Here is a 22,379-nt window from a genome sequence, read left to right as displayed (position 1 = left end):
TTCTTCATTTCCCTATCTCCTAAATTAAGTAAAGGACATTAGAATTATAGGTCAATAATAAAAATAGGTACTATAAAAAGGGTTTTGTCGCAGAAAATATCAGACTCTGTTAGAGTTCCCGAATTTTTTGGAGTTCGACAATGCTCAGTTTCAAGTAGAAGCATTTCAAACAGGATATGATCCTGCTGTTAGTCAGGTGGTATCTGGCTTATTCCCTGAGTTATCGTGAAGTTGAGGAGCTGGCTCTGGAGCGTGGCTTGAAAGTAGACCATTTGACCATTCATCGCTGGGTAGTTGAATATTCTCCTCAACTAGAGGAGGCTTTTCGCAAGCGTCACAAACACTCCACGGGTAGTTCCTTAAGAATGGATGAAACCTATATTAAGGTGAAGGGACAGTGGATGTATTTGTATCGTGCAGTGGATAAAGAAGGCCATACGGTTGATTTCATGCTGTCAGAGAAACGGGATGAACGGCAGCGAGGGCATTTTTCGTGAAGGTCATTGGTTCAAGCGGTATTCCGCAGACGGTGACTATGGATAAAAGTGGTGCCAACAAAGCGGGTATTGATACCATCAACCTGCATCTGGCACTGCTTTTCACGTTGGGCGGACTGTTCCTTCAGATCAAAGTGAGGCAGATCAAGTACCTCAACAACATTGTAGAGCAGGATCACCGATTCATCAAAAAAATAACCAAAGCCATGAAGGAGTTTAAAGAATTTCACTCAGCCAAAGCCACGCTGGCTGGCATTGAACTTCACCACATGCTTCGAAAAGAACAACATCTACAGGCAGGAAACCAGTCCATTTTCGAACAGTTTTATGGCCTTGCAGGATAGCCTCATCCAGCATTTCTTCAGCTGCGATCTAAACAATTTTCGAGACAAAACCCGAAAGATGTTCTGCAGTTTGACAGACAGCTTTTAGTTGACCGGCAATCAGTCCTCTCACATCTTTATGAAGTTCAGTAAAAGGAGTAAAGAACAGGAATAGAGACTTTTGAATTACGTATTTAGTCTCAAACAAAGATTTCATTTGCTGTTTTTCGTCTTCTGTATTTCTACTATGCAAAAGCAAAGAAAGAACCAGCCTGGCTATCTCACAATTTCCTTTATTAAGCGCTGAGTTTACCATCTTAATATCTAGCTTCAGAGTGGAAATAGTTCCAGGCAAGTTGAGATTTTCGTAAATAGTTTTTACATTTTTCAAATGATTGCGTTCAATTGCCAGGCTCAATGCTTCCAATCTCTGATCTAGCTCGATATGAAGAAGTCTTTCAGCCAGAGAAGGATCGCCATCCTTTTCCAGCGCATCCTTTAATGCTTTCTGACTGGATGCTTCTTCTTTTGCTTTTTCTTTTACTGCTATTTCTTGACGAAGAATATCCATCCATACCATACGCCGCGCTTCACGCCCTTGAACCATTATGCTCTCCTAAATTAAGAAAACCGTAATGCTACCAGATTTATCTGTCGACGAATCAAAATAATAGGGCGTGTTTACAATTCATCTCTAATGCTCCTCCCCTACTGATTTCATGCAAGGCTCTTTGCTGAGTAACCTCTATCAATTGGCTAATATCAGCATATAACTGCTCCTCTTTAATCCGGTCAGGGGATTTCAATCTATGAAAAATGCCTATGCCACCATCAGGGGCTTTGAAATCATGCGCATGTTCAAAAAGGGACAGTTCAATGTATGGAGGAGGAACCAGAGATAGTTTCTAATTTGAATTCATATACTTCATCTTATGATATGAGAACCTAATTCAGTTTGTAACAAATTATTTCGGTAAATTTCTGTATAACCTTCACTTCAGTCAAAAAACTCAATGCCTCTTTGTTTAAAATGAACATTATAGAGAGAAAGCTGGATTAAACGTAGCAACGCGCCCAATAGCCTGAAAGTAAAAATAAACAGAGTAATTCGTAACAGCCAAAAAGGCATGTTGCATAAAGGTATAAACTCCATATTTAGCCATTTAGCTATGGGCGAAACTCTTTTCTTTTAATGGAATTAGATGATATGTGCCTTTATCAGCAGAACATTGTATTGCCCTACCACTCATCAACTAAATTTAAAATATTTCAGCCCCATTATAGACAGATAACTCAAATTGAGAGATTTCTTACATGATTATGCGCTATTTTGAGTGTAACTCATTAGAATTATTCGCTATGATTAAATCAGTACGAGGAAGGACAGTGGATGTCTTATAAGGATTATTTGAACGCATCAAGGACGATGCACTACCACAAGGATGTGGTCTGCTTCCTCGGAACACTAATCACCTTCCCCAATTATAAATAATCAAGAACTTATTGTGTTTTTTATCACATCTCAAGCCAATGAAACACGAGGAAAATCCCGCTATTAACTCGATTATTTTGATATCAACTTGAACCTTGATTAATGTATAGAGTTTTCGAACTAGTTTCCCAGGTAAATTACAAATTTTTGCACATCAATATTAAGCGTCCACAAACCCATGGTTTTATGGAGTACTAATTGAAAGTAAGTCCGAATAGGGGTATAAAAGTCTTGAAAAGAAACGTACATTAAGAAATCCGATTTTCTGAACAAATTAAAAATCTCTATATAATTAAAAAATACCTGGACCACACTTTATATAAGTATTATTCGTCAGCGAAGAACAGTCCCTAAATGAATTTTTTTTATCCTTAAGAAAGACATTAAAAAAATCAAGTAAATACAGATTTATTGACTTAGCAATTTGCAATCCATTGCCGTTACCAAGATAATTTCCAAAATCCTGGCGAACTTTTTTTGAATGATCATGGTTCATAGAGGCTTGGTATACTGGCATATATTGCAATGTTGAAAAATCAGTAAAATTCATATGATAACTATAATGTTTATCATTTTCAGTTGGTGATAATGTCACTAAAAATCCATTTTTATTTAATCGATAATGAAGATTTAGCCAACGAAACATTGTCCGCCAATAGGCGGAAATAAAATGCATAGATGGAATGGCGTTTTTAGGCTCAAAAGAACCCATATGAACTTCCATATCAAAAGTTGCTAGAGCCTGAAACCACTTTTCATGACGGTTTGCCACATTAGCTATAGCCCTTCCCCCAAAAGAATGACCTAAGGCTCCAATATGTTTTAAATCCATTGATTTAAATACATTGTCTTGCGCTGTATCATGAATTTTTTTGTAAACAAATACAATATCTCGTTCCAATATGGGGATTGTTTTTTGCGTCACCACATCCCAGCTTTGTGGATCTATCATACTTACAATCCTATTATTTGGTAAGATAATATGTTGATTTTCTGTTTTAGAACAATTATTTTCATTTAATAAAAAGACAGCTCGGATTAAATTTGATTTTTCAAGGAAGGAAAGATGAAGTCACTCGGTGGTCCAAGTAAATTAACCAATTATTATATTCAAAGGCTGGCGATTCAATTATTGACAAGTGAGTCTCTCAATCAACAAGAAAGAGCCATAGCTCTTAAGTTACTCAGATATGACGACCAAAGTAAGGTCTCTGATAAATGGATTTTTTTGGTATTAATGTATAAGCAGATAAATAATGTAGATAGTGTGGTAGCAAAGACGATTCAAACTCTCTTTGAACAAAATTTTGAACAGCCAATATTGATTACTTTAGATTCCGACTCTCCCGAAGTTTCTTCTATTACACGTAGAGACGGCTCAGGGAGTGTAATTTTTTCTGCAAAATTTGTTGCAAAAAGTATGGAGTCCATAATATATAGGCACTGCTATTATAATTCACAAGCGATGGGGCTCATTCCTTTTTCTGACAAAACATTTGATAATGAAGATTTTCTTTACTATAAGTTTTTGAGAATATTTGTAAAAAATCAAATTGCTCATATTAATGACCCTCAGGATTCAAAGTCAATGGCACTGGCTCCTGTAGTTAAAAAAATTGCAGAAAGTAAGGAATCTCCGGAGGAATTAAAAGAATTAGTCCCTGATATTAGGCAGACTTGCCGTGTACATAGGGATAACGTAGTAATGGGAACATTAAAATTCAACTTTTTTCGTTCACCACGTAGTTTGGAAATTATAAGTTCTCTTTATAATGAAACGAATGAACTCTTGCCCGAACTCAGATCTACAGCTGAATTCAATTAAAAGTTGTTAAATAAAGGTAGTCCAATATGTCTTATACTGATCTATTGAAACGCATTTGGGAGTCTGTTTACGATCCAAATTTGGATGTCACTTCAACAGTAAAACAATATTTTCATCCTCAATATGAGCAATGCATTAATGGGGTAATAATGAACCATGATGATTATATTGCCCATGTCATCGAACAAAAGCAGAACATGCAAATATACGACATTGAATATAAACACATTGTTGAAGTGGGCAATGAAGTATTTGCCCTGTATTATCCTAAAGGAGTCAATCTGAATGATTTAGCTATTGAAGCTGAAGTGATTGCCTATTTTCAATTTAAAGAGCAACAATTGCTTAAAATACATGGACAAGTCCGATTGATTAAAGGAAATTTATCTGATGCTGATATGTAAAATTCTTTGAAGTAACGACCAGTCAATCCTGGTTGCAAGGGGGATCAATCCTATAAGAACATACCATTATTGCAGCAATAGCACTCTTCTCTTCTTATATGTATAATAAATCAACTCCCTAAAGAACTTTAACTAAAAAATATCTGATGAAACATTCCTTATATGTGTGCTCGGTTTGTGAAAAGTCCTTTCCTCAAAATAAAATGACTTCCGGCGAATTAATTCGTCCGGAAATTAGCAAAGAAATTATTCGCATCTGCCCTGATTGGAATGATCAGCACTTCATATGTCATGACGATTTAGAGGTCATGCGCTCACGCTATGTCCGTCATTTGCTTGTATCAGATAAAAATGAACTTACAACCCTAAAGCATGAAGTTCTGAATCGGCTGGATGACAAAGAGTTATTGTCTCCAGATATGGAGTCCCATCTTGAGCAAAAATTATCACTTGGAGATAGGCTTGCAGACAGCATTGCCAGCTTTGGTGGCAGCTGGAAGTTTTTAATTTCCTTTTCCATTTTTATGGCGTTTTGGTTAGGGGCAAACTCATTGATTTACTGGTGGCAACCCACGGATCCGTACCCCTTTATTTTCCTAAATTTAATTCTATCCTGTCTTTCGGCAATTCAGGCGCCTGTCATTATGATGAGTCAAAATCGCAAGGAAGCAAAAGATCGTATTCGCGCCCAACATGATTATCAAATTAATTTGAAGGCGGAACTTGAAATTCGTATCTTACACGAAAAAATCGATCATCTTTTATCACACCAATGGGAAAAAATGATGGAAATTGAAAAAATCCAACTTGAGCTATTGTCTGAGTTACGCTCAAACTAAATTAACTCGAACTTCCGACCCATTGTTTTGCTGGTTATGTTGAACGTTTTATTCGATTATGAAGCCCTGGGGATATTTTAATCCAATGATCCAATATCTTCTGATTTGACTCCAGGCTTGGTTTTTAAAATATTTTGTTCAGTATTAATAGTAGGTCGATAGTACGGTACACCACTATAATCTTTTAAACTAACTGGATAATAAATTCTGACCATTAATTCATGGCAATGTTTCGTGTTATCTGAACTAAAATCTTTTTCTTGTCTTTTTGAAAAGTTTGGATCGGGACAAATAGTATTGTTAACCCAATGTAGATCTTTAAAAGATACACCATACTTACCAGTTGGCTTGAGTAAATAATCTGTTAGAGGCTGCCCTGCCATGACTGTATAACTAAATAAGATGCTATATAAAAAATATTTTTTAAATACTGTAATCATGGTTGTTTAATTTAAGTCAGCAAACATAACGTGCTCAAGCCTAAATTTTTTGAAACCTATTGTTATCTATTACAAGAAATCGGCGCAAGAAATTTTTTTTTTCGATCAATGCACTTTTTCAATGATGATGGCTATACATATTCCATGGTAATTGTATAACCCAGCGATGGATCAGAATCTTTTTCTACCACGACATCCACTTTATTCCTCCTGGAACAATTGGGATCTCGGGCATCCCCGATTTCAATATGGTATGTTTGCTCAAGTGTTGCAAGTGCCCCATTTTCCTCAAAAAAAGGAATAGTCAGCTCTCCTCTACAAACAGAACTCCTTACAATGACGATAAGTATATCCCCTTGAGCGCCCTCTTTCTTTATTGAACCGCGATAAGGAAACGGCGTGCTGCTTAATTTAAGATAGTCATCATAACTTCTGTTCTTTATAAAGGAATAATCCATATTGTAGATGTGATAAGTGATCTTGGCGAAATCTACCGTTTTTATTTTTAGCCATTGCGTCAGCGGAGTGTAGTTTGCAAAGGTTAGGGTAGAATACAGTGTACAACATAGAAATAGAGATCTGGATTTAAAATTAATGAACACGATAATATCCTTATCACATGAAACATGAATAACCCTTAAATCTCGACTTTGGATCATTTTTGTCTCTCATCGGAGACATTTCTAAAGCCATGGGTTGTATATGCAAAAAAATCATTATTACATGTTTCGACGTAGAAATACATGGACTAATTTCGTTCATGCTGAGCTTTTAGCAGATGAAGCATGCATCTATGATCAGACATGGTCCAATTCAGGTGTGCTGACTCCAGTATATTCTGCCATCCAAACTAGATGTTCAGGCTGGTCATTTTCACATAATAAGATTCTAAATCCATTTTGTTTAATGGTATTTTTCATATTTGCATGACTGTACTTGGACTTAATATTACTTTTCCTTCGCAAAATTTCACTAAGCCTTTCATGCAGTATTGATCAAGCAAACTAGAAAATGAAGCATCAAGAACATTAATATTATTTTCTCTTATGAAATCATGCACCGCTTTTCCATATTGTTTCATTTTACGCTCAATTCGCAGGTTCCAAGTACGTGTTGCCGTTTGATTTGATGTTGAAAAATGACTTTGTAAATCTTTGCGAACCGCAGTTTCTGCCGTTTCTCCTTTTTTGTTTACAATCGTATTTTTTTCTTGTGAATTAAAAATTAATGAATTAAGTCCCCTACGCTGAGGTTGAGTGGTCGTATCGTCGTCAATATAGTGCAACCCCATCATCATTCTCGCTGGCAATGTAGGACAACGTACATAAGAAATATGGTTTTCCTTAAATGGATGCTCCATTTTCTTGCCATACTTTTTCATATGCTCCATGACGTTTGGAACATAATCTCGCCCAGGGGTTGCTAACAGCATCCCACCATCAAGAGAAAAATAAGTACAACTGGCTCCTTTTTGCATCATTAAATCAGATTCCCCAATTTCAATATGAGCAAGCGGAGAAATTTCGCTTACAAAATCATTGGTGATTAGAACATTGTATTTAATAAGCTGCGGAAATGGATCAATATGGGCGTATCTTACTGTTGGCGGATTCGTCGTTTTATCAATTTCAAACTCACCAAAACAACCATGCCCTCCATAATAAGCAATTCGAAATCTAATGATACGTTCAGAAGTCTCATTCTCTAATATTTTTTTAATTTGTTCGATTAATGAAGTTAACTGATCTTCTTTTTTAATAACAAAGACAGAGTTTTGGTACGTTTTTTTACTCATTTTAGCAGCCAATATTAACGCCATATCCTCACCTTGAATTAACCCTAGCTGAGTAAATAAATGATCAATTCGTTCTTCTGCACATTGTTTTAAAATCGAATAGTTTTCACTGTATTCAAAATTCGGGAAAACCTGAATGATTTTTTTGTAATATTCATTAAATTTATCTGTTTTCAATTTTGAGAAAAGAGAGGGGGCATTTTTTAATATCCAGGAAAGCATTTCTTCGTCTTTATTATCTAAGGCAACATCAATCAAATTTTTGCCTGCATAAAAATCATAAAAACTTCCAAAAGGATTCCTTCCTTCTCTTAGCAGGAGGTAAGCTGCTTCATAATTTTTTTCCTCAAGAGCAATTTCTATTAACTCATCATGTTTAGGATCGATTTTTTCTATTTTAGCTCCCATTCTCGTAACAAGAGCGCCCTTATGGATTAAATAGCAGGCTAATCTTATTTTGGTATGAGGACTGATCTCATCGTGGGTAATTGCAGCGCATAAAAGAGTCTGTTTTCTAAATTTACTTTGGGGATTATCATAAGGAGCATCAATATCCTGATGAGATTCTATATATTGATTCATTCCTTCTTCATTAATGGTGCCGTCTCTTTTAATAAGAATATCTTTAATCTCTTCAACTTTTTCCATAAGAACATCTTTTGTAGCGGGTTCAGAATCTGGAGAAGACAGTTTTTGGAAAAAGAAATTGAAAATACCTAGCATAGAGCGTGCTTCTTTTGTATGGATTTAAAATTATAAATCAATGTTTAAATTTGTGTCAAATTAATCACAAATATCACACATTTGGCTTGCACGTAGGTTGGGTCAGGATTTATTGACTAAATGAAGCAATTGCATCTGCACATACATTTCTCTTATTTTGTCGGCCAAGGCCCGACATACCTTTCTTGTAAAGTTTCAGGTGACATTAGCATTTTATATATTTCACCAACATGTATTTCCTCTTCATCAATCATTTTTCTTGCAAAGTCTTCAACTAACACCGACTTTTTTTCTGAATGATGTAATAGTTGATGATACAAATCCAAACCTTGTTTTTCATGCTCAAGAGACTCCTCCAAAATAGTTCGAATATTATGCCGCCCTGTCCCATCTCCCTTCGGGAGATGGTGCCTGAAGGGTATAAATAATATTGTATGAAAAATAAGGCCATTTCTTTTATCTAGCATTTATTATTTATGCGCAGTGCATTAATAATGACAGCAACAGAATTCAAGGACATAGTCGTTGCTGCAATAATGGGACTCAAAAACAATCCAGTCACCGGCTTTTTCATTGTTCTAATAGGAAATTCGCAAAAATATCAGGGTCTTTGTTTTAACTCATTTTTTTGCTGACGATCAACCACATTGACCACATTGTACAACATCCCAGCCAATAAAACCGTGATGTCATCCATAGTAATAATACCAATTAGCGATTTACCCGCATCCACTACAGGTAGGCGACGCACCCCTTTTGTTTTCATGAGTTCAAGACAATCAAACACACTATCATTTTCTTGAGCCACTAATAATGTACGGGTAACTAGATCTTGCACAGTTAAAACTGTTGTTTCCAGCCCTACGGCCATCACTTCTACTACTAAATCGCGATCAGTAACAATTCCAATTGGAATACGTTGCCCTTTATTTTCTTCAACCAATACAACATCGCCAACATGGTGTCTGCGCATCAGTTCGGCTGCAGTTCTCACTGACTCATCACCATTCATTATTATCACATCCCTATTGCAAAACGCACCAATCTTCATGATTGTCTCCTGACATATTGATTCATTTGAATCAATTAATATTTTAACCGTAGTTTAACTTCTATATTTTTGCTTAATTTTAGATTAAAAATCGGCAATTTTTTTATCAGGTCTGTTATTCACACATAAAAAAAATGATAAAGCATCTAATTAAGTTCAATTTGTATCACTATCAAGAGACTGTAATGCCGTTGTTTTGTCAAAATGAATGATACTGTCAAATTGGTAGGTTAAATGGGTAAAGAAATAGTGGCTCAGGCGCTCTGTTTCAGGCCGGTAAATAACGCCAATAGCTCTTTGTAAGCGTGGAATTTTAAGAAAATGTTCCAATTGATCATGACCAATCAGATTTAAAATAAACTTTTATATCGAATAAAATGAAATAACTCCTCATAGCTTCCTGGAAGTCCTGGAGCAATTTTTTTGCATTGAGCTGGTTCATCCCAATTCGAAGCGGCAGTAACAAAACCATCCTAGGTTGAAAAACCAATCGAATGGGTATCGGTATACTGCTCTCTTACCAGTTGACCGATATTAACCTCTCCTCGTGCACCCATTTCTGTAGCACGAGCGTCTCCTAAGAATTTATCCATTATTCACCTTGCTGAAAGGCTGCCAAGTACATAGTTAATTATAGATTTATTAACACTTGCCCATGAGCATGGACATAACCAAATGACATCTAATAAATGACATAGTTAAGTCTATACTTAGTTCATATGTGCCATAACGAATATCCGAACAAGGAGTCATTACAATGTATAAGAATATTATGCTAGCACTTGATGGGAGTAAGATATCTGACTCATTAGTAGACGAAGTAATTAAACTAACTAAAGATCAGAGCTCTAATGTGCGGATTATCCATGTTGTTGATGAAAGCTGCATGCGTTATGGTGGGCCTTCTTTTGACTATCTTTCAATTGTTGCTGCGTGGAAGGAAGATGGAGAAAAGATATTAGATAACGCTGCAAAAAAAATAGCTCAGCAAACATCTATCAAACCTGAAACATCAATCTTGGAATTAAAACCATTTCATGGAAGAGTAGCTGAGGTAATTGTTGACGCAGCAAAAGAATGGCCTGCTGATTTATTAATTATAGGCACACATGGCCGGCATGGCTTTAGTCGTCTCTTTCTCGGTAGCGTGGCGGAGAATGTTGTTCGAATTGCGACAACACCCGTGCTTCTTCTGCGCAGTACTGATGTATAGCAAGGGCATTCTTCTTTAATACGCTCATATTCAGTACCTCCAAATTTTAATCCATCGATAAATTATAGTGCAGAAGAGGTATTTCTTTTGACGGTTTCGATAATTTCAATTTTTAATTGAAGAACCAGATTTTTGATAGCATTTTCAATAGGTTGAGAAAGAATGGATTCCAAGACAATATTATCGATTTCTATTCCATAAAATTGAATATTATCTGGAAGTTCATTTAGAGCACTGGCTAATTGTAGCGCTTGTAAGATACTGGCGTCATGAGTAGAAAGTCTGCTTTCAAATTCCCATATGCTCTCCTTTTGAAACCTGTGAATGGCACCTATTTCTCTGCCTGATTTTATTGCATCAATGATAAAAACCGTATTAAATCCTTTCATCAGCTCGATAAGACGAGCTCCTGGTCGATCATGGCTTTCAATGCGTATAAAAGGGAATATATCAGTATGCTGGGATAGATTCTGCTTTAACGCTTCTGCTACTTCCCATCCTGCTTGATCATCTCCGAAAGGTGAGCCGATACCTAGAACCTTTATAATGTTCATTCGCGACTCACCTTTAACTTTAAAAAATGGGTGGAACAAGAAATACAAGGATCATAATTGCGGATAAGCATTTCACTATAAGCGCGCAAAGAATCCTCCTCTTTATCCAAACCAAACTGGTTTAAGGAAATCCGTAAGTCCTCCTCAATACGTGCTTGATTTTGGCTGGTTGGAGGTACAATGCGAGCCATTTTAACTTGTCCTTGCGCACCCAATTGAATATGCTGCCATAAAGTGCCTCTAGGCGCTTCAGTACAACCAAAGCCTATCCCAGCGCGTGGTTTAATTTCAGGGTGTGATTCTTCAGGAATTTTATAATGCTCCAAAATCCGGATGGACTCCAAAATACAAAAATAGATTTCAACAGCTCGAGCAATAATGCTGTGATACATATTATAAGAAGGAAAATTAATTTTTAAATCTTGTAATAGAAGATGTATCGGAATAGGCAGATGACCAAAACAATTGTTTACTCGCGCAAGGGGCCCTACTAAATAGGGTTTATTCTTGAACAAGCAATGTAAGGCAGTGGAATAAGGGACTTGATGTTCTTTGAAATAGGTATCAAATTCGTCAATGCCAATATTTAATCCTTGATTAGAAACTAATCTGCCCTCATTGAGGGGATATTCTGTGGGATGATAGAGTGAGACACAAGTAAATTCATGTGAGTTATCAGGAATTGAAAGCCCTGCAAGCCAGCGAATTAATCCTTCACAATCTTCAACTCTGGATTTTGCTTTCTCTAATAGGATGCTGATTTCAGAATGATTGGGTGCTTTATAAAAACCACCCACACAGGCACCAACTGGATGAACAGAGCGGCCACCAAATAATTTGATTAAATCATTACCAAATGCTTGCAAACGTAATCCTCGCCGTACTTCTTCTGGATAATTTTTTGCCATTTCAGGCGCAGATCTAAAACCCATAAAATCAGGTAGCGCTAAAAAATGAATGTGCATGCTATGGCTTTCCAGCCATTCACCACAATAAAATAAGCGACGCATCTCGCGAACCCAAGGAGTAGGTTTTATCCCAAAACAATGTTCAATTGCTTGGGTGGCACTCATTTGATATGCAACAGGACAAATCCCACAGATTCGAGCAACGAAATCCAAAACATCAGAATAACTTCTTCCTTCCAGAAATTTTTCAAACATTCGCGGTGGTTCGTAAATTTTCAGTTTTAATGTTGTAATTTTATTGTCACGAATTTGTAGCTCAAGTGCTCCCTCACCTTCAACACGTGCCAATATGGGAACATTAATGGATATTATGTTACTCATGGCTGATTTTAATTCCCTTGAAATAGTTTCCTGCTTCATTAAAGGCTGAGGCTTGATTGTTAATATGAAAAAACTTTTGGGCAATCGTATCTTTGGTTAATCCAAGTTGATGTTCAAACCAATTACCTAGGGATTTGGTATTCGGATTTTCTTTGGGACCATAACAAGCATAACATCCTCGTCCTACTGAAGGACAAAGTGATCCACATCCCATTTGAGTAACAGGCCCCATACAGGGCTGTTTTTTGGTAACCAAAACACAAACATTTCCTTTGCGCTTACATTCCATACATTCAGCATCTCGCTTGATGTGAGGTGTCGCATTCGATAATAAAAAACGAATCGCGTCTAATACTTGGTTTGAATTAACGGGACAACCCCATAATTCCCAGTCTACTTTAACATGATGCGCAATTGGCGTTGAGGTGCTTAAGCTCTTGATGTACTCTGGGGATGCATAAATGCTACTCACCCACTCTTTAGCATCAGCAAAATGGCGTAAAGCTTGGACGCCACCTGCTGTTGCACAGGCACCAATGGTAATAATGTATTTACTGTGTTTGCGAATTTCTTGGATGCGTAACTCCTCATCAGCTGTAGAGATACTTCCTTCTACAAAAGCAATGTCGACTTGAGCATCACTATTCACTTCCCCTGCTTCAGAGAAATGAATGATATCAACGAGCTCAGATAAAGTGAGCAAGGCTTCGCCCGCATTTAAAAAGGCCAATTGACATCCATCACAAGAGGTAAATTTATGTACAGCCACTCGTGGCTTCATCATCATTAAAATCCAGGCTCATTAAATAATTCCTTAATTTCAGAATAGGCAAATATAGGACCATCTTTACAGATAAATAGACCGCCGTATTGACAATGACCACACTGTCCAAGCCCACATTCCATATTTCTCTCCATGCTTAAATACATATCTTGCTCTGCAATTCCTTTTTTATTGAATACCTTGATTGCCGTATTCATCATCATTTCAGGTCCACACATCATCACCAGTGTATTTGCAACATCTAATTTGATTTGCTCAATCATATCCGTAACAAAACCTATAGCCCATGGCCATTTTGGACCTGCTTGATCAGCAGCAATATGAATTACAGTATTAGGTGATTTTTGCCATAATGCATATTGTTTTCTAAAAATAAAATCATCGCTGTGTTTTACACCTTGCAAGACACTCAAATGGCCGTATTGCTCTCTTCGCGCTAATATGTATTGTATAATTGACACTGAAGGAGCACAGCCAAGTCCGCCTGTAAGCACAACAACATCTTTGTTTTTTGCTTGCTCAAGTGGCCAGCCACGTCCGAATGGACCGCGAACGCCAATTCGATCCCCGGGCTGTAATTTTTGTAATGCTCTGGTTACCCTCCCTATTGCGCGAATAGTATGTATTAAAATATCCTTATGTTCTGGATCCGAGACGATGGAAATAGCCACCTCTCCAACACCATAGAGATAAAGCATATTAAATTGTCCTGGATAAAAGAGAAATCGCTCATGATGTGCGGGATCAAAAAATCGCAAATGTAAGGTAAAAATAGTAGGCGATTCTTGTGTTCGTTCAACAATAATTGCCTCAAGAGGCAAATAAGGGTCTAAATCAGGTTTACTCACTTTCTGGAATCCTCACATTTGATTCTCCGGAAATTGATGCCAGCTCTTCAGTAAGATCAATACCGACCGGGCACCATGAAACACAACGTCCACACCCCACACAACCACTCGTATCAAATTGATCAAACCAACTACCGACCTTGTGCGTCAACCATTGTCTGTATCGTTTGCTTGTATCATCACGAATCACTTTTCCACTCGAGTAACTGTGACCAGCAGTAAAACAAGAGTCCCATTCGCGTTGATGTTCACTACTGGTTCCATCCAAACTTGGTTTTTCAATTTCACTATGACAAAAACAGGTTGGACATACTGAAGTACAATTTCCACAGGATAAACACCGTTCAGCAACTTCTTCCCATCTTGGGTGATTTAAATTAGAGAACAGCAAATCCCGTAACCCTCTTTGATTATCTAATGGAATTCTTTTTGTTTGCATGGCTGCAGCTTGTGCTACATTCTGATTTGCCTTTTTACATTGAGCTACTTTAGCCTTAGTTAACTGTAACCCTGCAATAATGGCTTGTCCACGCTCACTGCCAACATTAACGACAAACCCATCATCAACTTCACTCATCAGCAAATCATATGGATTTTTAACTTCTGGTCCAGTTCCTGCAGAAACACAAAAACAATTGTTAGAAGAATAAGAACAATTGACGGCGACCACAAATAATTGTTCCCGTCGTTTTTTATAACGTGGCTCAGGATGCTTACTTTCAATAAAAACTTTATCTTGGATACTCATCGCGCTTAAATCACATGAACGTGCACCAATAATCGCAACAGGCTTTTCTTCTGCCAGATAGGGTTGAAAGATTAATTTTCCTTCATCGTTGCGTACCACTTTCCACACCGTTTCCTGTGGTTTAAATAAAATAGGCTTGATTGCTTGTGGACCATTTGCAAAAGCAAAAGCTTTGTGTTTATCAATTTTTTTTAATTGATAACTCCCTGGGGTTTGATCATCTTGAATTCCCCAGGGTAATTGATCCATGTGCTGAAGTACATCATAAACAATAGCTCCATCACGTACTTGGGGTCCAACACAGGAGTATCCTGCATCTATTAAGCCTTGCAATAAATGTTGCAATCTGTTGTAGGGTAAAAAATAGCTGAGATTATTAGTTGTCATAAAATTCCTTTAGTAAACGTTTCTCACCTCAACAAATTCTTGGCAATTGTTCTCCTACCAACCAATCAACAATTCTCATACCACCCAATTTTGTTTTAAGCTGCACAAAATGACGAGGGTCTTCAATGACTACCCCAATTATTTCTGCATGCATGCCCAAAGGATGTGAATGCATTACTGCTAATAATCTTTCTGTATCATTTGGAGAACAAATAGCAACTAACTTTCCTTCATTGGCTACATATAAAGCATCAAGTCCTAACAATTCACAGGCACTAGCAACTTCGGTTTGAATTGGAATTTTACTTTCTTCAATAATAAATCCAACATTAGATTGCTGTGCCAATTCATTTAATGTAGTTGCCAGACCTCCACGAGTGGGGTCACGCATACAATGAATATCAGGCACTGCGCTGATCATGCATGATACTAAATCATGTAATGAAGCAGTATCCGATTGTATTGTTGTTTGAAATTGCAAATTATTACGATGCGCCATAATAGCAACCCCATGATTACCAATGTGTCCGCTGACAATTACACTATCGCCTGGCTTTGCTCTATTTCCAGAAACATGAATTCCCGAAGGCAATACACCAATACCCGTGGTTGTAATAAAAACACCATCGCCTTTTCCACGTTCAACCACTTTGGTATCTCCAGTAATAATGGAGACATTGGCATGTTTCGCCGCATGAGTCATCGAAACAACAATTTTTTGCAAATCGGCCAATGGGAATCCTTCCTCTAAAATAAAACTGGCTGATAGGTACAATGGTTTTGCACCAGACATCACAATGTCATTTATAGTCCCATGAATAGCTAAAGAACCTATATCGCCACCTGGGAAAAATAAGGGAGAGATAACATGCGCATCCGTAGTCATAACCATCCGACCCGTAGATACTGCAAAACAGGCCTGATCATTTTTTTCTCTCAACCAGTGATTATCAAAAGCTTTCAAAAACATTTGATCGATGAGCTGAGCCATCGCTCGTCCACCACTGCCGTGAGTTAAATTAATGACCCCCTCTTTAAAATTAAGATTTGGCGCTTTTAATTTTTTCCTACTTGTTGTTTCCGTCATCATGCATGAATCCGTCCATAAGCATACACTGCGGCACATGCACCTTCAGAAGAAACCATGCACGACCCCAAAGGAGTTTCTGGAACACAGACTTTGGCAAATAATTTACATTCCATTGGTTTTTTTACACCGCGTAGTATTTCCCCACACAGGCATTGTTTGTGTTCTTTGGCGATAACATCAGGTAATTCAAAACGTTTTTCTGCATCAAATTCAGCATATTCAGCTCTTATTTTTAAAGCACTTTGTGGAATAAAACCTAAGCCACGCCATTCAAATTGATCGCGTAATTCCAAAATATCTGCCACAGCCTGCTGTGATAGCAAATTACCAGAACGAGTTACAGCTCGAGTATATTGAATTTCTACCTCACATCGCCCTTCATTGATTTGACGTATTAACATCAAAATAGAATGTAACACATCTAATGGCTCAAAACCGGAAATCACAATGGGTTTGTTATACTTTTGACCTACCGCTTCGTAGGGTTTGCTGCCAATAACAATACTGACATGAGCAGGTCCTACAAAACCATCCAATTTGACTTCTTTGGATTGTAATAAATGCTCCATAGGGACTGGGGTTAAAACATGATTGCAAAAAACACTAAAATTAGTGAGTTTCAATTTTTTAGCTTGTTTAATGACTAGAGCCGTTGGTGGAGTAGTAGTTTCAAACCCTATAGCAAAAAATACAACCTCTTTTTGCGGATTTTCTTGAGCAATTTTTAAAGCATCACTTGCTGCATAAATCATACGCACATCAGAGCCTTTTGCTTTAGCATGCAACAAACTTATCTGCCCTGTTCCGGGAACTCGCATCATATCGGCGTAAGTACAGAGAATAATATTGGGCTTCTCGCTCAATGCAATGGCTTTATCGGTGATTGACATAGGCAAGACACATACAGGACACCCTGGTCCATGAATCATTTCCACATTATCTGGAAGTAAACTGGGAATCCCATAACGATGAATGGCGTGAGTATGGCCACCACAAAACTCCATAAACTGATAATGTCTATTGGGATTAACAATAGCGGCAATTTCTTTAGCAAGTACTTTTGCATAATCCCCATTGCGGAATTCTTCAATATATTTCATACAGAAGCGCCCTCCAGCATTTGGGCAAATAATTCTAAGGTTTTTTGTGCTTCATCTTCATCTAAACGTGTTAATGCATAGCCAACGTGGATAATCACATAATCACCCACAGCAATTTTTTCTAATAACGCAATTGAGATTTCTTTAGTAATACCGCCTAAATTAACTATTGCTCGGGCATCATCAAGAATTTGTGTAATTTGTGCAGGGATTGCCAAGCACATAAATTATCCTTTTATTCCGGCAACCCAGGCTTGTCCCAGGGAAATGCCTCCATCATTTGGTGGAAGAACGCGTGGTAAAAAGGATTTGATACCAACCTCGTTCAAAGCCTTAGTTAATCCTTCCGATAATATTTGATTCAAAAAGCAACCTCCACTTAATACTACCATATCCATTGCTCTTTCTCGACATATCCCCTGAATCCATGTGCTAAGCCCAGCAATGAGTGTACCGTGAAAAAGATTAGCTCCTTCAATTGGAGAAGTTTTATTTGCTAACAATTCAAAAGAGGGTAACAGGTTAAAATGATTGTCCTTAATTCGCCACCCATTGGGGATTATTTGTAATTGAGTGACCTGACTTTCTAAACTCTGAGCTGCCTGTCCTTCATAGTGTGATATCAATTGAATTCCCAATAAAGCACTTGCTGCATCAAATAAACGACCACAACTACTCGTGCCAGGACTATTTATTTTCTTGTTCAACAGTTGATGTATTGCGTTCGCTTGTGGATAATCTGCAAAACGTGTTGCAATTTCCTTGCCTCGGCCCAAATGGTACAACATACTTGCGGCCATCCTCCAAGGCTCGCGTACTGCAATTTCTCCTCCAGGTTGTAACAGAGGGAAAAAAGATCCAATCCGAGTACAAGTCGAATGCTCTAATATAAAAAGCTCCCCGCCCCAAGCCTCACCATGGAGACCATATCCATATCCATCAAGAGCTAAACCTAAAACACGTTTTTGAATGCCATGTTCTGCTACAACTGAGGCCAAATGAGCATGGTGATGTTGTATTGCAAAAGTAGGTAGTCCATATTCTTTTGCAAAGCGTGTGGTGTAAAAATCAGGGTGTAAATCATGAGCAATTCGTTCTGGCTTTACGCTTAAGAAATCAAGCAAATGGTTTAATGATTCGTGAAAAAATTCAATGGTTGCCTTATTGTTTAAACTACCAATATGTTGCGAAACAAATGCTTCTTGACCACGAGTAATACAAAACGTGTTTTTTAGATGACCACCTACTGCCAGCGTCGAGGGAATTGCATAAGGTAGTTCTATTGGGGTTGGTACAAATCCACGAGAGCGGCGAATAAACATAGGGGCATGATTGACCAAGTGCATCACTGAGTCATCTACGCGAGTGAGGATTTGGCGATTATAGGAAACAATTTTATCTGCTATTTCTTTCAGCTCATGCTTTGCTGAATCATCTTCAATAATAAGCGGTTCACCGCCTATATTTGCACTGGTTACTACTAAGATCATGGATTGAAATTCATTTAACCAGTCACAACCGTTTATATTCCCTGCAAAAGCATTAAACAGTAAATAATGTAATGGCGTATAAGGAAGCATTATTCCCAGTTTGTTTAAACCTGGGGCTAATGCATTACAAATCAATCCATCTTCCTTCCTTAATAAAACAATTGGGCGTGCAGCATTTTCCAATAAGTTTTGCTCTTGTTTACTGATTTTTACAAAGCGTTTAGCACTTAAAGTGTTAGCAACCATCAGAGCAAAGGGTTTGGCATCTCGATTTTTTCGCTCTCGTAACTTCAATACAGTGGCTTCATTTCGAGCATCACAAATAAGTTGGTAACCTCCCAGTCCTTTGAAGGCAATAATTTCACCTTGCAAAATACATCGTGCTATTTCTTCTATAGGTAACGAAAGTTGGGGGCCACAATGACGACAAGCAGTAGGCTGCGCATGATAGCGACGATTTTCTGGATTAGAGTAATCTGCCATACACTCGTTACACAAAGGGAAGAAATCCATGGAGGTTTGGTCACGATCGTAAGGAAGACTGCGTGTAATTGTAAATCTGGGGCCACAATGGGTGCAATTTAAAAAGGGATAACGATAATAACGACTTTGTGCGGAAAAGAGTTCTTGCAAGCACTCAGCACAAATACTGATATCAGGAGGAATAATTGTATTTCCTTTGTCTTTTTGACTTTCAATAATTTGAAAAAACAGTTCATTGATTTTTATAGGGATCGTTTCAGGTTGAATACGATGGACCTTAGCAAGCGGTGGTAAATTTGCTTTTAAATGAGAAATAAATTGGTGGGCTTCAACTCCTTGGATTTCAATCAATACTCCTAGACCATTATTTTGTACCCAGCCTGTTAATTGAAGCTGCTTTGCCAATTGGTAAACGTAAGGTCTAAAGCCAACTCCTTGTACTTGCCCTTGAATGGTTATTCGTAATCGCTCCATTAACTCTACTCAGGCATTACAATATGCTTACTTTTTAACCATTCATACCAATCATTTAGACCTTCCTTATTAACGGTCGAAAGCATTAAGGATTCAATATTAGGATTGATTCGACGTGCGTATTCGAGGCATTGCGCAGGATCAAAATTCACATAGGGAAGTAAATCCATTTTAGTGATGACCAGTAAATCGGCACAACGAAACATATCGGGGTATTTAAGTGGCTTATTATCTCCTTCAGTCACCGAAAGAATAACTACTTTAAATTGTTCACCTAAATCAAACATCGCAGGACAAACAAGATTACCTATATTTTCAATAAACACGATGGATCCTTCCTTTAAAGAAAGATCTTCTAATGCATGACGAACACTATGTGCATCTAAATGACAGACTTTTCCTGTATTAACTTGTATGGCATGACCACCACTGGCTTTGATCTGTTCCGCATCGTACTGTGTTTGCTGATCCCCAACGACAACAGCAATTTCAAGTTCATTTTTTAGATCCAGAATTGTTTTCGCCAAAAGAGTCGTTTTACCTGATCCTGGACTGGACATGATATTTAATGCCAACACATTTTTATTGCTTAAGTACTTTTTATTATCAAGCGCAAATTGGTGGTTTTTCGCTAAAATATTTTGCTCTATATGAACGAAATGCTCCTCATGAACATGATGCCGGTGCTCATGACTATGCGCATGAGCCTCATGATTTTCTTCAGAGCAGCCACAAATTCCACACATTATTCCACCACCATTGATTGAACACGTAATTCCTCGCCTTGAGTAATATTTAATGCATGACTACCACAGATTTGACATGCATCATAATACTGTTGCACAGGTCCTAATTTTTGGCACGATTCACAAAATGCTTCTCCTGGGATATCAATGATCTCAAGCGTTGCGTTTTGGGCAAAAGTCCCTTCTGTTACTATATTAAAACTAAAAATTAAAGCTGCTTTATCAATTGCAGCAAGGCTCCCCATCTCTAAAACAATTTTTTTAACATGCGTACATTTTTTTTCAAGTACTTTTTGCTTTATGATTTCGAGAACACTTTTACACAGCCATAATTCATGCATCACGGACTCAATGTTAAATTTTTTAATTATGCATTTTACTCAAACTAATCATAGCAATAATAAGACTAAATAGCGCAATCAATAAGCCAGTAAAGCGAGAAAATATGAGAGAAATATTATCAGTCCTTTGAATTAACGCTGAAACAAACAATCCATTTAATCCATCAGACATCATCATCCCCAGCATAAAGACAACTCCTAATAACCCCGAAAAGAAAAAACCAGACATAGCTCTTGCTGAAAGAGAAAATAAAACAACTTGGCTTACTGTATCAAAAGAAAGAGCAAAAAGAGCACCAATAAGAATAATAAAAAAAGGATTAAATTTTTTCTGGATTACTCTTTTTGTTACATAGTTTTTAAAACTTGTAGGCAAAGGCGATTTAGAGGGATCTTGAAAAACATTCCAAAGATTTAATGCGCCAAAGACCAATAAAAAAGTAATAGAAATACTGTTGCCAACTCCGTCTAACCATTGGGGAATATGAGCTAATTTAAATCCACTACCCACAATTAAACTGATTAAAATCACTACAAAACCATGTCCGAGAGAAAATAAACATCCTACACTTTTGGCAAGCAGGCGATTGGCACTGACGATTCGTGTGACTCCGTCAATGGTAGCCAGGTGATCCAAATCAAAACCATGACGAATACCTAATAAAAATGCCATTGTGATTAAAAGAAGTCCAGAGTCCTGCATACCTCTTTGCATCCTCTTTGGTTTTGATGAACATCCCCTCATGTTAGCTTATGTTTTAATAGCAAGCTATATTCGAATTATGTGATATGTTTCTTATTATAAATAAAGTTACAGGGATTCCAACTTACGCTCAAGAGGTAACGATGGTGCATTCAATGAATAAGCCAGGTCAAAAGCTAATTTATAGTAGCGTGCAAAAACCGGCTCCGTTGCAAAAAAGATTCAATATATAAAATCTTAAGTTCTAGATTTCAACTGTATAGACCAAATTGTTCGTTTTTGGCAATGGAGCCCCAAAGCGGGTGGTAATTACTCCCATTAGAGCGTAGTTTCAATTCGTGGCTAAAGATTATTGCTCGGAGCAGACCCAAGCCCTGAGATCCTTGCTTTAGCCTCTTTAAATATTTTCTCAACCGCCACATGGGAATCTGTATGCTTTAGACGAAGCTTTCCTAATATATAGGTTGAGCGGTCCTGGGCTGTGTCGATGATTTTCATTTCTTCAGATTTAAAGAAATTTGCTTTTATCTCTTTCAGCTCATCTTCTGTCGTTACCTCTTCTAAAGAGTCTTTGAGTTCTTTAAGAATTGTTCTCTTGAGGGTATCCCCTCTTAAACTCTGGTATTCTTGAGAGTTTTTCTATCTGTTTTATCCAACAATTCGTTTGAAATAGTAATTTTTATAAAACCAATAAGAAATTTTTTTAAATTCCATTCTACATTCTTTTTCTCCTAAAACCT

The 22,379-nt window shown here is 37.4% G+C and carries 24 protein-coding genes and 3 pseudogenes; 6 read left to right on the top strand and 21 right to left on the bottom strand.

Annotation, left to right across the window (positions count from 1 at the left end; genetic code table 11):
* The first annotated feature begins 176 nt into the window (after positions 1-176).
* Positions 177-841, top strand: a protein-coding gene (locus BGO44_RS16780; protein ID WP_273198202.1) for an IS6 family transposase whose coding sequence is annotated in 2 segments (ribosomal slippage) — positions 177-471 and positions 471-841 — 666 coding nt in all. Because the reading frame shifts where the segments join, the coding sequence is not laid out codon by codon here.
* Between the two features lie 28 nt (positions 842-869).
* Here BGO44_RS16780 and BGO44_RS16775 read toward each other — a convergent pair.
* Positions 870-1,427: a hypothetical protein gene (locus BGO44_RS16775; protein ID WP_273198204.1), complete on the bottom strand. Its 558-nt coding sequence runs from the start codon at positions 1,425-1,427 to the stop codon at positions 870-872.
* 172 nt (positions 1,428-1,599) lie between these two features.
* Between BGO44_RS16775 and BGO44_RS16770 the strand changes: the two are divergent.
* Positions 1,600-1,722 (top strand): annotated as a pseudogene (locus BGO44_RS16770) (IS6 family transposase); the annotation flags it as partial.
* Positions 1,723-2,604: 882 nt separating this feature from the next.
* Here BGO44_RS16770 and BGO44_RS16765 read toward each other — a convergent pair.
* Positions 2,605-3,237 (bottom strand): hypothetical protein, encoded by a 633-nt coding sequence (locus tag BGO44_RS16765; RefSeq protein WP_273198208.1) that lies wholly within the window; start codon positions 3,235-3,237, stop codon positions 2,605-2,607.
* A 141-nt stretch (positions 3,238-3,378) separates the two neighbouring features.
* Between BGO44_RS16765 and BGO44_RS16760 the strand changes: the two genes are divergently transcribed.
* The 3 genes from BGO44_RS16760 to BGO44_RS16750 all read left to right on the top strand — a co-directional run bounded on the left by BGO44_RS16760 (position 3,379) and on the right by BGO44_RS16750 (position 5,380).
* Complete coding sequence (locus BGO44_RS16760; protein ID WP_273198210.1) at positions 3,379-4,137, top strand: hypothetical protein; 759 nt, start codon at positions 3,379-3,381, stop codon at positions 4,135-4,137.
* A 26-nt stretch (positions 4,138-4,163) separates the two neighbouring features.
* Entirely contained in the window at positions 4,164-4,541 is a 378-nt protein-coding gene (locus BGO44_RS16755) for a hypothetical protein (RefSeq protein WP_273198212.1), read from the top strand.
* Between the two features lie 146 nt (positions 4,542-4,687).
* Positions 4,688-5,380: a DUF1003 domain-containing protein gene (locus BGO44_RS16750; RefSeq protein ID WP_273198214.1), complete on the top strand. Its 693-nt coding sequence runs from the start codon at positions 4,688-4,690 to the stop codon at positions 5,378-5,380.
* A gap of 77 nt (positions 5,381-5,457) precedes the next feature.
* Here the strand turns inward: BGO44_RS16750 and BGO44_RS16745 are convergent, their stop codons facing one another.
* The 6 genes and pseudogenes from BGO44_RS16745 to BGO44_RS18705 form a co-directional block, all read right to left on the bottom strand.
* Positions 5,458-5,820 (bottom strand): hypothetical protein, encoded by a 363-nt coding sequence (locus tag BGO44_RS16745; protein ID WP_273198216.1) that lies wholly within the window; start codon positions 5,818-5,820, stop codon positions 5,458-5,460.
* Between the two features lie 131 nt (positions 5,821-5,951).
* A complete protein-coding gene (locus tag BGO44_RS16740) occupies positions 5,952-6,479 on the bottom strand; it encodes a hypothetical protein (RefSeq protein WP_273198219.1) in 528 nt (175 codons plus the stop codon).
* A 257-nt stretch (positions 6,480-6,736) separates the two neighbouring features.
* Entirely contained in the window at positions 6,737-8,338 is a 1,602-nt protein-coding gene (locus BGO44_RS16735; protein WP_273198221.1) for a hypothetical protein, read from the bottom strand.
* A gap of 152 nt (positions 8,339-8,490) precedes the next feature.
* Positions 8,491-8,805, bottom strand: a complete 315-nt coding sequence (locus BGO44_RS16730) for a ferritin-like domain-containing protein (protein WP_273198222.1) — start codon at positions 8,803-8,805, stop codon at positions 8,491-8,493.
* 134 nt (positions 8,806-8,939) lie between these two features.
* Complete coding sequence (locus tag BGO44_RS16725; RefSeq protein WP_273198223.1) at positions 8,940-9,389, bottom strand: CBS domain-containing protein; 450 nt, start codon at positions 9,387-9,389, stop codon at positions 8,940-8,942.
* A gap of 156 nt (positions 9,390-9,545) precedes the next feature.
* Positions 9,546-9,946 (bottom strand): annotated as a pseudogene (locus BGO44_RS18705) (erythromycin esterase family protein).
* A gap of 200 nt (positions 9,947-10,146) precedes the next feature.
* Between BGO44_RS18705 and BGO44_RS16715 the strand changes: the two are divergent.
* Complete coding sequence (locus BGO44_RS16715; RefSeq protein WP_273198225.1) at positions 10,147-10,602, top strand: universal stress protein; 456 nt, start codon at positions 10,147-10,149, stop codon at positions 10,600-10,602.
* A gap of 62 nt (positions 10,603-10,664) precedes the next feature.
* Here BGO44_RS16715 and BGO44_RS16710 read toward each other — a convergent pair whose 3' ends face one another.
* The 13 genes and pseudogenes from BGO44_RS16710 to BGO44_RS16650 all read right to left on the bottom strand — a co-directional run.
* Entirely contained in the window at positions 10,665-11,156 is a 492-nt protein-coding gene (locus tag BGO44_RS16710; protein WP_273198226.1) for a hydrogenase maturation protease, read from the bottom strand.
* The gene (locus tag BGO44_RS16705) at positions 11,153-12,445 is read right to left on the bottom strand and encodes a Ni/Fe hydrogenase subunit alpha (protein WP_058510737.1); all 1,293 of its coding nucleotides are present in this window, start codon (positions 12,443-12,445) and stop codon (positions 11,153-11,155) included. The genes BGO44_RS16710 and BGO44_RS16705 overlap by 4 nt, the downstream gene beginning before the upstream one ends.
* Entirely contained in the window at positions 12,438-13,226 is a 789-nt protein-coding gene (locus BGO44_RS16700; protein WP_333662632.1) for an NADH-quinone oxidoreductase subunit B family protein, read from the bottom strand. The genes BGO44_RS16705 and BGO44_RS16700 overlap by 8 nt, the downstream gene beginning before the upstream one ends.
* A gap of 5 nt (positions 13,227-13,231) precedes the next feature.
* Positions 13,232-14,077 (bottom strand): FAD/NAD(P)-binding protein, encoded by an 846-nt coding sequence (locus BGO44_RS16695; RefSeq protein ID WP_058510738.1) that lies wholly within the window; start codon positions 14,075-14,077, stop codon positions 13,232-13,234.
* Positions 14,070-15,212 (bottom strand): 4Fe-4S dicluster domain-containing protein, encoded by a 1,143-nt coding sequence (locus BGO44_RS16690; RefSeq protein ID WP_058510739.1) that lies wholly within the window; start codon positions 15,210-15,212, stop codon positions 14,070-14,072. The genes BGO44_RS16695 and BGO44_RS16690 overlap by 8 nt, the downstream gene beginning before the upstream one ends.
* Positions 15,213-15,240: 28 nt before the next feature.
* Positions 15,241-16,299, bottom strand: a complete 1,059-nt coding sequence (hypE, locus tag BGO44_RS16685; RefSeq protein ID WP_416338562.1) for a hydrogenase expression/formation protein HypE — start codon at positions 16,297-16,299, stop codon at positions 15,241-15,243.
* Positions 16,299-17,402 carry a hydrogenase formation protein HypD gene (gene hypD, locus BGO44_RS16680; protein ID WP_273198230.1) on the bottom strand — a complete coding sequence of 368 codons (1,104 nt, stop codon included), beginning with the start codon at positions 17,400-17,402 and terminating at the stop codon, positions 16,299-16,301. Before hypD ends, hypE begins: the two co-directional genes overlap by 1 nt.
* On the bottom strand, positions 17,399-17,626 hold the full coding sequence (locus BGO44_RS16675; RefSeq protein WP_058510741.1) for a HypC/HybG/HupF family hydrogenase formation chaperone: 228 nt from the start codon (positions 17,624-17,626) through the stop codon (positions 17,399-17,401). Before BGO44_RS16675 ends, hypD begins: the two co-directional genes overlap by 4 nt.
* Before the next feature lie 3 nt (positions 17,627-17,629).
* On the bottom strand, positions 17,630-19,849 hold the full coding sequence (gene hypF / locus BGO44_RS16670) for a carbamoyltransferase HypF (protein WP_273198231.1): 2,220 nt from the start codon (positions 19,847-19,849) through the stop codon (positions 17,630-17,632).
* Between the two features lie 5 nt (positions 19,850-19,854).
* The gene (hypB, locus tag BGO44_RS16665) at positions 19,855-20,595 is read right to left on the bottom strand and encodes a hydrogenase nickel incorporation protein HypB (protein WP_058510743.1); all 741 of its coding nucleotides are present in this window, start codon (positions 20,593-20,595) and stop codon (positions 19,855-19,857) included.
* Positions 20,595-20,936, bottom strand: a complete 342-nt coding sequence (hypA, locus tag BGO44_RS16660) for a hydrogenase maturation nickel metallochaperone HypA (RefSeq protein WP_058510744.1) — start codon at positions 20,934-20,936, stop codon at positions 20,595-20,597. Before hypA ends, hypB begins: the two co-directional genes overlap by 1 nt.
* 22 nt (positions 20,937-20,958) lie before the next feature.
* A complete protein-coding gene (locus BGO44_RS16655) occupies positions 20,959-21,639 on the bottom strand; it encodes a HoxN/HupN/NixA family nickel/cobalt transporter (protein ID WP_058510745.1) in 681 nt (226 codons plus the stop codon).
* Between the two features lie 342 nt (positions 21,640-21,981).
* A pseudogene (locus tag BGO44_RS16650) lies at positions 21,982-22,263 on the bottom strand (hypothetical protein); the annotation flags it as partial.
* Positions 22,264-22,379 lie beyond the last annotated feature (116 nt).

Origin of the sequence: Legionella sp. 39-23, from assembly GCF_001897665.1 — a bacterium.
Taxonomy (GTDB): domain Bacteria; phylum Pseudomonadota; class Gammaproteobacteria; order Legionellales; family Legionellaceae; genus Legionella; species Legionella steelei.
Note: the sequence above shows the minus strand (reverse complement) of the source record. Positions and strands in the feature narration are given on the sequence as shown.

Coding starts and splice junctions, on each gene's coding strand:
- hypE (WP_416338562.1), bottom strand. CDS start 16,299: ATGACGGAAACAACAAGTAGGAAAAAATTAAAAGCGCCAAATCTTAAT.
- BGO44_RS16710 (WP_273198226.1), bottom strand. CDS start 11,156: ATGAACATTATAAAGGTTCTAGGTATCGGCTCACCTTTCGGAGATGAT.
- BGO44_RS16725 (WP_273198223.1), bottom strand. CDS start 9,389: ATGAAGATTGGTGCGTTTTGCAATAGGGATGTGATAATAATGAATGGT.
- BGO44_RS16675 (WP_058510741.1), bottom strand. CDS start 17,626: ATGTGCTTGGCAATCCCTGCACAAATTACACAAATTCTTGATGATGCC.
- BGO44_RS16655 (WP_058510745.1), bottom strand. CDS start 21,639: ATGCAGGACTCTGGACTTCTTTTAATCACAATGGCATTTTTATTAGGT.
- hypA (WP_058510744.1), bottom strand. CDS start 20,936: ATGCATGAATTATGGCTGTGTAAAAGTGTTCTCGAAATCATAAAGCAA.
- BGO44_RS16735 (WP_273198221.1), bottom strand. CDS start 8,338: ATGCTAGGTATTTTCAATTTCTTTTTCCAAAAACTGTCTTCTCCAGAT.
- hypD (WP_273198230.1), bottom strand. CDS start 17,402: ATGAAATATATTGAAGAATTCCGCAATGGGGATTATGCAAAAGTACTT.
- BGO44_RS16740 (WP_273198219.1), bottom strand. CDS start 6,479: ATGATCCAAAGTCGAGATTTAAGGGTTATTCATGTTTCATGTGATAAG.
- BGO44_RS16715 (WP_273198225.1), top strand. CDS start 10,147: ATGTATAAGAATATTATGCTAGCACTTGATGGGAGTAAGATATCTGAC.
- BGO44_RS16700 (WP_333662632.1), bottom strand. CDS start 13,226: ATGAAGCCACGAGTGGCTGTACATAAATTTACCTCTTGTGATGGATGT.
- BGO44_RS16730 (WP_273198222.1), bottom strand. CDS start 8,805: ATGCTAGATAAAAGAAATGGCCTTATTTTTCATACAATATTATTTATA.
- BGO44_RS16750 (WP_273198214.1), top strand. CDS start 4,688: ATGAAACATTCCTTATATGTGTGCTCGGTTTGTGAAAAGTCCTTTCCT.
- hypB (WP_058510743.1), bottom strand. CDS start 20,595: ATGTGTGGAATTTGTGGCTGCTCTGAAGAAAATCATGAGGCTCATGCG.
- BGO44_RS16745 (WP_273198216.1), bottom strand. CDS start 5,820: ATGATTACAGTATTTAAAAAATATTTTTTATATAGCATCTTATTTAGT.
- BGO44_RS16755 (WP_273198212.1), top strand. CDS start 4,164: ATGTCTTATACTGATCTATTGAAACGCATTTGGGAGTCTGTTTACGAT.
- BGO44_RS16775 (WP_273198204.1), bottom strand. CDS start 1,427: ATGGTTCAAGGGCGTGAAGCGCGGCGTATGGTATGGATGGATATTCTT.
- BGO44_RS16705 (WP_058510737.1), bottom strand. CDS start 12,445: ATGAGTAACATAATATCCATTAATGTTCCCATATTGGCACGTGTTGAA.
- hypF (WP_273198231.1), bottom strand. CDS start 19,849: ATGGAGCGATTACGAATAACCATTCAAGGGCAAGTACAAGGAGTTGGC.
- BGO44_RS16690 (WP_058510739.1), bottom strand. CDS start 15,212: ATGACAACTAATAATCTCAGCTATTTTTTACCCTACAACAGATTGCAA.
- BGO44_RS16760 (WP_273198210.1), top strand. CDS start 3,379: ATGAAGTCACTCGGTGGTCCAAGTAAATTAACCAATTATTATATTCAA.